We start from the raw sequence: 878 nt of genomic DNA on the forward strand, positions 1-878 counted from the left end.
GAGGGTGCCCGCGTTCGTGCAGTGTGCGTCTATGGCGTGCAGGATGAGGCGAAGGCTGATTCCCAGTCGGCTGAGTTTGCCTCTGCTGTTGAGGATGCTCAGGCGTGGCTTCCGCAGTGCCCGGAGTCTGTGGAACTTGAGGGCGTCACTTTGGTGCCGGTTGCGACGAGCGTGTTCTCGTATGACGGTAATGATTCGCGTCTTCTGCAGGTTTCTTCGGATGGTTCTGGTTCGTCCTTAACCTATGGTGCGGCTGGGTTTGTGAGCTCGGTGGCGTCGTGGGGTTCTGCTGACGATTCTGCTGTGTCCTTCTCGCTGCTGTGCGCTTCTACTGATGGTCGTGTACTTGCTGCCGGTGGTGCGCCTGCTGGTGTACCCGAGTTTGGTGTACCCTCAACCGATGCTCGCGCTAATGCGGGTTCTGTGGCTGGTTTTGATGCTTCGGTGATGCACCCGCTGGTGTGGGATGAGAACTCGTTCGTTCCGCGTGTGTTGGGTGTGGCTGGCTCGTCGATGCCTTCTGTGGGTTCGTTGGTGCCTGGTGCTGGTTCTGGTGCCGGTTTGTTGGATCCGTATGGTTGGGCTTCTTTGGGTGTTGTTGCGCCTGCTGTGCCTTCTGCTCAGGGTGCTGGTGGTGCGCCTGTATTGCCGGATTCGCTGGTTGGTGTGTCTGCGGCTTCGGGTGTGGTGCTGGGTTCTACGGGTTTTGAGGTGTTGGGTGCCCGCGTGGTGGATTCGCGTGTGGCTCGTTTTACGGCACCTGATCCCCTGAGCGCGCCTGTGGGTGCTGGTTGGGGTGCTGACCCGTTCTCGTTGGTTGGTGGTAACCCGGTTTCTTTGGTGGATCCGTGGGGTTTGTCGCCGGTGTCGGTGGAGGA

Annotated in this window: 1 pseudogene; it reads left to right on the plus strand. The window is 59.7% G+C overall.

The annotated features are described in order from the left end of the window. Window positions 1-878 (plus strand): annotated as a pseudogene (locus HMPREF2879_RS02165) (type IV secretion protein Rhs); the annotation flags it as partial.

The organism is Rothia sp. HMSC069C04, from assembly GCF_001812895.1.
Classification (GTDB): Bacteria; Actinomycetota; Actinomycetes; order Actinomycetales; family Micrococcaceae; genus Rothia.